The sequence below is a fragment of the Pseudomaricurvus albidus genome (assembly GCF_018863235.1).
Classification (GTDB): Bacteria; Pseudomonadota; Gammaproteobacteria; order Pseudomonadales; family Cellvibrionaceae; genus Pseudomaricurvus; species Pseudomaricurvus albidus.
In genome coordinates this window covers 144,098-152,001 of sequence record NZ_JAHKRS010000011.1, presented here as the reverse complement: position 1 = coordinate 152,001, position 7,904 = coordinate 144,098, and the positions used below count along the sequence as shown (strand labels likewise).

Below are 7,904 nucleotides of genomic sequence, written 5' to 3'. Positions count from 1 at the left end.
TGGTATCGTTCACCTTCGGTCAGCTGCTTATAGCTCATTGTGTTATTTCCTTTGGCGAGAAAATGGCACCGAACTATATCAGCTGGCCGTCCTCACTAGGAAATTGCACTCATTATCCGAAACCGCGACGCTTTTTTAACAAAGGAAATAACATTATGAAAAAACTTTTATCATCACTCACGGTGTTGTTCGCAGCTGTGAGTATGCAAACCCAAGCTGCTCCCGAAGTCCTGCCAATGTACCCCGAGGCAATGAAGAAGGCGGCACTTGAGCTAATCCCCCCTTTTCCCGAGGAAGTAATTCTTAAAGGCAAGCAGAAAAACTGGATGAAAATCCTGCATCAGGGTGAAGTGGTTGTCGCACTTTATGAATCAACGCCAGCCCTCATTGAGATCAAGGAGCCATTCACCTACGACGAGTATGTCTATGTGCTCGAAGGCGAGGTGACTTTGACCCATATCGATGGCACTGCACAAACCTTCAAGAAGGGTGACAACTTTTTGGTGCCCAAGGGCTTTTTAGGCACCTGGGATATGCCGAGGCACTATCGTGAATTGATTGTTGTTGAAACCAAGGCCTGGAATGATGCCGAAGGCTAATATCTTGTAAAAATCACTTTTACGCGGCGTCACTTTTTGTGGCATATGGCCATTTCAAGGGTAGCGTCGCGCGCCTTTATTAATTACTTATTACTCAGCTCCCCCTCCTCATGCCGTACGAGTTTATTTTATTGCAGAAGCGGCGGGCCCACCCAGCAGTTTGAGTGTCGAGTAGAACATCGGGATTGTCTTTTCCGAGAGGCCGACCCACTCCGCCTGGTACTAGGGCGACGCTGAGCATCGGGGGGCAGAACTTGATATCGCTTGGCTGCTGGCCGAAGGGTTAACCCTGGAAGCGAGCATTGCCTATCTGGAAGCGGAAATCACTGACTCCGACCAAATCGGTACCAGCCAGGATGGTATTGCCTACTCTATTGAAGGGATGGATCGTCCCAATACCCCCTCCTGGAGCGGCAACCTGCGCGCCCGCTATGAAACATCTGTCAGCAGTAATCTGCAAGCCGCCTTTATGGTGGATTACAGCTACCGGGACGACTCCTCAGGGTTCATTGGCAGCGAGGTGGACGAGGCGTTCTTCGCCAAAGACGGCTACGGCCTGCTAGGCGCGCGCGTCACCCTAGAGCCCGACGACGGCCGCTGGGCTGTGGCGCTGTGGGGCAAGAACCTCGGTGACAAGGAGTATGTGAGGAGTACCACCGGCGATGACTTAGGCGACTATATGGACATTATGGGTCGGCCGCGGAGCTACGGGGTGGACCTGACATACTCCTGGTAAGGCATGTTAAAAGCGCTACCGCCTTTTGAGGGCCAGTATTCTGGCCCTTTTTAAGGATTATCGTCGAGCTCCGATGGAAAAACGCCCTTCTCTTTAGCAAGAAATACTCGGTGTCTCCGCCTAGAGCCCCCTACCTATGGCGCGGAGATTAAATGCGTTTCTAAACCTGCAATTTAGCCTGGCTCTGCTGGCTGGATTTTCTTGCCACTTATTTTAGCAGACTGTTAAAAAACCAAAAAATGAGACAATACAGCTTTTCCGGGCAAGACATAAGCAATACGCGGCGATTCAATCAAACACCTCTATACCCCCAGAGCAGCTAATTCGCACCATCCTACTGCAGATTATTTTCACCATCCGATCAGAGCGTCAGCTTGTAGAGAGCCTGGATTACGATTTGATGTTCGCTGGTTTGATGGCCTGGTTCAAGGCGCTCTCGATCATCGTTCGGGCCTCAAAAGCCTGCCTTCAACAACCTGTTAAGTGGCACTATTTGTTACTGCAGCTGACCAAGAATCCTCTTCGCCTGATCAATCACTGGCTTGTCCACCATCATGCCGTTGATAGAGACAACTCCTGATTCTGATTCATTGAATACGGTAATGACTTCACGGGCCCAGGCAATCTCCTTCACTGAAGGAACAAAGGTTTCATTGATACATGGCACTTGTGAAGGATGAATAGCCATCTTTCCTTTAAACCCTAAACGCGAGACCTTCGCTGCCTCCTCGCGAAGGCCATCCTGATCCCTGATCTCAAACCAGGGGCCATCAAAACAATGTATGCGTCGAGTGCTGGCTGCAGCGATAATACCGTTGCGCGCAGACAGTAAGGCGTCCCAGCTCATATCGCTACCTACGGTGGCTGCAAAGTCTGCAAAACCAAAGCCAATGGCAGACACGCAATCGCTTTCTCGCACTATAGCGCGAATATTCTCCAGCCCTTCAGGGTTTTCAATCAGCGGCATGATGTTTAGACCGGGGTACCGACCAAGTATATTAACTACCTGACGTATTTCGAAGGTCGAGTTCACCATGGGTAACACAAGGCCATCGGGTAAGGTATGCGTGTCCGCGAGCTCCGCCAATGCCAATAAATCTTTCAAGCCATCCGCTGTGGTGAGCCCGTTGATTCGCAGAAAGCAATAGGGACGGGCTTGGCCAGATTTGTGTAAATTTCGATTGATGATGAATTCGAGGGCAGCGACGCGAGCTTGATCTTTGTCACCAGAAGCCACCGAATCTTCCAGGTCAATGCAAAAAATATCTGCGCCGCAATTTTCAGCTTTTGTGAATCGCTCAGGTGAACTGCCCGGTACAAATAATAAACTGCGCATTAAGTTTGCACTATTCATTATTGAACGGCCTCTCTAGAGGTGTTAGAAACCGAAAACTCTTCACGTACAGCGGCCGTGTCTTGACCCAATGCTGGCACGGCTAAACTGGGTACTGGCTGCCCCCCGAAGGCAACACCGGTCGCGGTTAGTGTCAATTCCCCACTGGGAGAGTTAACAGTGACCTGACTTAGCTGCGGGTGATTTAGCACATTTTTCAAGTCGTTTAATCGACCATAGGCAATACCCGCGCCACTTAGCCGCTCAGCCAATTGCTCTTGATTAAACGCGGAAAAAATCGAGTTGATTTGTTCATCCAGCAAGGCTCTATTGGCTACACGATTGACATTGCTATCGAACCGAGTGTCTGTAGCAATCTCTGGGCGTTCCAAAACAGCATCGCAGAGCATTTTCCATTCCCGTTCATTTTGTATTGAAAATACCAGCTGCTTGCCGTCGCCCGCCGTGAAAACACCATAGGGCGCGATGCTGGGGTGGCGAATCCCCATTCGCTCTGGTGCACGGCCGCCGTAGGCCTGGTGGAGCAGCGGTACGTTCATCCAGTCTGCCATCACGCCAAATAAAGACGTGGTGACATGGGTTCCCTGGCCCGTTCGGCTTCTTGCCAGTAAGGCCCGAAGGATTGCGCTGTATGCGGTAAGCCCTGTCGCAATATCACAAATTGATACGCCGACTCGAGCCGACTCACTGCCCGTACCCGTAATAAAGCTTAAGCCACTTTCTGCCTGTACCAGAAGGTCGTAGGCTTTCATTTTGGCGTATTCGCCGCTTTCTCCATAGCCAGAGATGCTGCACATCACCAGGGCTGGGTTAATTTTCCGCAAGGTGTCGTAATCCAGGCCCAGCTTATTAACAGCTCCAGGCTTAAGGTTCTGGATAAACACATCCGATTCTTTGATTATTTCAATCAATAAGGCTTTGTCGTCATCATTCTTCACGTCCAGGCAGACTGATTGCTTGCCTCGATTTAGCCACACAAAATAGGCACTTTCTCCATGCACGACGTGATCGTAGCGACGAGCGAAATCACCCTCTTCACGCTCTACCTTTATCACCCTTGCGCCGGCTTCAGCCAATAAGTTGCTGGCATAGGGAGCAGCCACTGCCTGCTCCAGGGAAACGACTAAAAAACCATCCAGATCTGACACTAAAAACCTCTTAAATGTACTTGTAACTCAATCACGCTAGCGGCATGACGACCCAAGGCAATTGAGCAAAGGCAGTTATGGTTTTGAGCGGCTTGAACATTCATCATTTAACAGTTGTTAACCGCCCATAAAGCATTGACTCTTTGCACTGAAATCTTTGTATACTTTGAAGATGATTGGCGTAGACGTCAAAGATAGAATTCCTATATTGGCTATACCAATATCATATAGGCACACAAATTAAGGATAAACATAATGTCGTTATTCCATCTTTATGGCTCTGCACCTAAATAACAAATTCAAGCGAGCAACTGAGATATTGCCCTGTCCTGATATAGGTTTAACGTATAGCCGCTATCGACAATCAATATTGTTCTTCCGAGCCTATTTGCTGCACTATAACAGCTAAATTCGTTACGTTTTAATCGATGCAATATCGCCATTTTGAGAGGGTATATGACAGAACTCGCCAGCACTGACCTAGCATTTAACAATATTATCGATGGCAAACTTGTTGCTGCTTCCGATGGAGCGACAATAGATGTGCTGAGCCCCAGTAATGGCCAGGTTTTTGCCTCTATTTCACGTAGCAGTCAATTGGATGTGGACAAAGCTGTTAAGTCGGCGCGTCGTGCTTTTGAATCCGGTACTTGGGGCAAATTGACAGCGCTGGAGCGTGGTCGCCTTCTTATGAAACTGGGAGAAAAGATCCTGGAGAATCATGAGGAGTTAGCGCAGCTCGAGGCGCTGGACACCGGCAAGCCGATGACTCAGGCCCGTGCAGACATTACTGCTGCTGCACGTTACTTTGAATTCTATGGCTCTGCGGCGGATAAAGTCCATGGCGAAACCATTCCCTATGTGGACGGTTATACAGTTGCCGTTGTACCCGAGCCTTATGGTGTGACCGGCCATGTAATCCCCTGGAATTATCCCGCGCAGATGTTTGGCCGAACCCTAGCGCCAGCATTGGCAATGGGTAACGCGACGGTTCTAAAACCGGCTGAAGAAGCCTGCCTGACTCCCGTTAAACTCTCCGAGCTGGCGCTCGAAGCAGGCTTTCCGCCAGGCGCCATTAATGTTGTCACCGGCTATGGGCATGAGGCTGGTGCAGCGCTGAGTGAACATCCAGATATCGACTTTATCTCCTTCACTGGCTCACCTGATGTGGGAACAATCATTCAGTGTGCAGCAGCAAAAAATCATATCGGCTGTGTGTTAGAGCTGGGGGGTAAGTCGCCACAGATAGTATTTGCCGATGCCGATTTGGAACAAGCCTTGCCCGTGATAACCAACGCTATTATTCAAAATGCGGGGCAGACCTGTTCTGCTGGTAGTCGATTATTGGTACAGCAGGACATTTTTGAGCAGGTGAAGACAAAGCTGGTAGCACGGTTTTCAGAGCTTCGTATGGGCAGTCACGAGATGGATTTGCATTGCGGCCCCTTGATCAGTGCCAAGCAGCAGCAACGCGTAAAGTCCTTTGTTGATCAGGCGGTAGCCAGTGGTCTGCCCTTGTTAGCGCAAGCTCAATTGTCCCCTGATGCGCCTGTCGATGGTTTTTATCAGCCAGCTGCGCTTTTCGGCCCAGTACCGCGGGATCATATATTAGCTCGCGAAGAAGTGTTTGGGCCCGTGTTAGTCATGATTCCTTTTGCCGACGAAGCCGATGCGATTGAGCTTGCCAACGATACAGATTTTGGCCTGGCCGCTGGTGTTTGGACAAAGGACGGTGCGCGGCAGATACGGGTAGCCAATGCCGTACGGGGCGGACAAGTATTTATTAACAACTATGGTGCCGGTGCCGGTATTGAATTGCCATTCGGCGGTGTTAAGAAGAGTGGTCACGGACGCGAGAAAGGCTTTGCCGCACTGCATGAATTTTCAACCACAAAAACAATAGTAATCAATCACGGGTAGATGTTAGTTATGAGACTTGCAAATAAAGTAGCGATTGTCACAGGTGGCGCATCGGGATTTGGGGCAGCAACGGCACGGCGATTTGTTGAAGAAGGTGCCAAAGTCGTTATAGCCGACATGAATCTGGAGGCTGCCCAGAAAGTCGCTGAATCAATCGGGCCGTCAGCCATTGCGGTGCAAGTAGATGTAACCAAGCGTGTGGATGTAGAGTCGGCAGTTGCGCAGGCTGTTTCCCAGTTTGGGGGCTTAGATATCTACGTCAATAATGCCGGGTATTCCCATCTAAATATTCCGATGTTAGAGGTGGACGAATCAACCTTTGATCGAACTTTCGAGGTGAATGTTAAGGCCATCTATCTAGCTGCCCAGGCGGCAGTACCCGCCCTGCGCGTATCGGGCAAAAGCGCCTTTATAACAGTTTGCTCTACTGCTGGGGTGCGACCACGCCCCGGTATGACCTGGTACGCAGGCAGTAAGGCGGCAGCAATATCATTAAGCAAAGGCATGGCACTGGAATTGGCAGCGGACGGTATTCGTGTCAATGCCCTGTGTCCGGTAGCCGGTGATACACCAATGCTAGCACGCTTCCTGCCTGGGCCCGACACCGCAGAAACCCGGCAAAAATTTATTGACAGTATACCGCTGAGTCGGCTTTGTAAGCCTGAAGACGTGGCCAATGCCGCGTTGTACCTAGCCTCAGACGAAGCGGCGTTTATCACGGGTATTGCCATGGAAGTCGATGGCGGCCGCTGTGTCTAGTGAACTGGGATGCCATGCTAAGTTGCACAGCCCATCACATGGATCGCAGCCTAGCCAGCACCCAACTTATAATCAAAACCACTGCCTGGGAAGAAATCCATGAATATTAAAGCCAATGTCAACACCTCAGTCGACTTCAAAGGCCCCTACACCATGAGCATCGGCGGCCAACTAGTGGGCGCCGATCAGACCTTTGAAGTTTTCAACCCGGCGACAGGCGAAGTTGTGGCCAATGCGCCGGAAGCCACACGAGAACAAGTTGAAGCCGCCATTGCTAGCGCCAAAGAGGCACAGCCAAAATGGGCAGCACTGAGCTGGGAAGAACGATGCCAATATATCACCGCCTACGCAGACGCCCTGGATGCGCACAGGGAGGAGCTCATCACACTGCTAACCACCGAGCAGGGTAAGCCTCGCCACTCCATGGCGGCATCAGAAGTAGACGGTGCCATCTACTGGGTGCGCGAAGTGGCCAAGCGCAAGCTTGAAGATGAAGTGATCGAAGACACTCCGGAACATATCGTCAAAGTGGCACACACGCCTTTGGGCGTCGTGGGTGCCATTACCCCATGGAACTTTCCGATTCTCCTGGGGTTGTGGAAAATCGCACCTTGCCTAATTACCGGCAATACAATGGTAATGAAACCTTCACCCTACACCCCGCTGGGTTCGCTGCGGTTTGGTGAAATTGCACAGAAAATACTGCCAGAAGGGGTACTGAACATCGTCTCCGGCGGCAACGAACAAGGCGTCTGGATCACAGAGCATTCCGACGTAAACAAAATATCATTCACCGGCTCGACCGCGACTGGCAAGAAAGTTATGGCGTCCTCAAGCTGCAACCTGAAGCGCGTCACCTTGGAGCTCGGCGGCAACGATCCGGCAATCGTTATGGCCGATACCGATTACAAGCCGCTGATCCCAATTCTTTTCGACGCGGCGTTTGGCAACTCGGGTCAGTGGTGCATTGCGATCAAGCGGCTTTACGTCCACGACAGCATCTATAATGGCTTCCTCGAGGACTTTGTCGCCTATGCCTCTGACAAAGTTGTGGGCAACGGCATGGACCCGACGACAGATCTTGTTAAGCGTTATATGATGCCTGCCCTACACAGTCACACGTCCGCTACTTTTCATTTGCTAACGGGCAGGCGTTTTATAACGCCCAGGGAAGGAAACCGCGGGATTCGGGCTCCGCTATTGTCGAGGGATTGGCTATGGGGATTTGAACAAGCGATTGTGAGCTCGACACAGCCGAGTCGTACAGACACAAACTGGCGTTAGCCCTTTTCGCGTTACTCGGTTCTGATCGCATGAACCTTTGGCAGTAAAAACACCATCTGGTTAGCCCCCCATGGTTGTAAACAAAATCGTTGGCACGCGCGACA

At 50.8% G+C, this 7,904-nt stretch carries 7 protein-coding genes and 1 pseudogene; 6 read left to right on the top strand and 2 right to left on the bottom strand.

Going from position 1 to position 7,904, the window contains the following annotated elements; translation table 11 throughout:
* The 3 genes and pseudogenes from KOI40_RS16330 to KOI40_RS16320 all read left to right on the top strand — a co-directional run.
* A partial coding sequence (locus KOI40_RS16330) for a cupin domain-containing protein (RefSeq protein WP_216098608.1) occupies positions 1 to 599 on the top strand: 599 nt, incomplete at its 5' end.
* Between the two features lie 469 nt (positions 600 to 1,068).
* Positions 1,069 to 1,335, top strand: coding sequence for a hypothetical protein (locus KOI40_RS18935; protein ID WP_369413199.1), 267 nt, complete (start codon positions 1,069 to 1,071; stop codon positions 1,333 to 1,335).
* 247 nt (positions 1,336 to 1,582) lie between these two features.
* A pseudogene (locus tag KOI40_RS16320) lies at positions 1,583 to 1,777 on the top strand (transposase); the annotation flags it as partial.
* Between the two features lie 54 nt (positions 1,778 to 1,831).
* Here the strand turns inward: KOI40_RS16320 and KOI40_RS16315 are convergent.
* A complete protein-coding gene (locus KOI40_RS16315; RefSeq protein ID WP_216098607.1) occupies positions 1,832 to 2,689 on the bottom strand; it encodes an HpcH/HpaI aldolase/citrate lyase family protein in 858 nt (285 codons plus the stop codon).
* The gene (locus tag KOI40_RS16310) at positions 2,689 to 3,837 is read right to left on the bottom strand and encodes a CaiB/BaiF CoA transferase family protein (protein WP_216098606.1); all 1,149 of its coding nucleotides are present in this window, start codon (positions 3,835 to 3,837) and stop codon (positions 2,689 to 2,691) included. The genes KOI40_RS16315 and KOI40_RS16310 overlap by 1 nt, the downstream gene beginning before the upstream one ends.
* Positions 3,838 to 4,293: 456 nt before the next feature.
* On the opposite strand from KOI40_RS16310, the gene KOI40_RS16305 reads away from it, so the two are divergent.
* From KOI40_RS16305 to KOI40_RS16295, 3 genes are all read left to right on the top strand, one after another.
* A complete protein-coding gene (locus tag KOI40_RS16305) occupies positions 4,294 to 5,757 on the top strand; it encodes an aldehyde dehydrogenase family protein (protein ID WP_216098605.1) in 1,464 nt (487 codons plus the stop codon).
* Positions 5,758 to 5,766: 9 nt separating this feature from the next.
* On the top strand, positions 5,767 to 6,516 hold the full coding sequence (locus tag KOI40_RS16300) for a glucose 1-dehydrogenase (protein WP_216098604.1): 750 nt from the start codon (positions 5,767 to 5,769) through the stop codon (positions 6,514 to 6,516).
* 99 nt (positions 6,517 to 6,615) lie between these two features.
* A complete protein-coding gene (locus KOI40_RS16295) occupies positions 6,616 to 7,800 on the top strand; it encodes an aldehyde dehydrogenase family protein (RefSeq protein WP_216098603.1) in 1,185 nt (394 codons plus the stop codon).
* Positions 7,801 to 7,904: the final 104 nt, after the last annotated feature.

Bases quoted from the DNA above. Each gene is read 5' to 3' on its own strand.
- KOI40_RS18935 (WP_369413199.1), top strand. From the start codon at position 1,069: ATGGTGGATTACAGCTACCGGGACGACTCCTCAGGGTTCATTGGCAGC.
- KOI40_RS16315 (WP_216098607.1), bottom strand. From the start codon at position 2,689: ATGAATAGTGCAAACTTAATGCGCAGTTTATTATTTGTACCGGGCAGT.
- KOI40_RS16305 (WP_216098605.1), top strand. From the start codon at position 4,294: ATGACAGAACTCGCCAGCACTGACCTAGCATTTAACAATATTATCGAT.
- KOI40_RS16300 (WP_216098604.1), top strand. From the start codon at position 5,767: ATGAGACTTGCAAATAAAGTAGCGATTGTCACAGGTGGCGCATCGGGA.
- KOI40_RS16295 (WP_216098603.1), top strand. From the start codon at position 6,616: ATGAATATTAAAGCCAATGTCAACACCTCAGTCGACTTCAAAGGCCCC.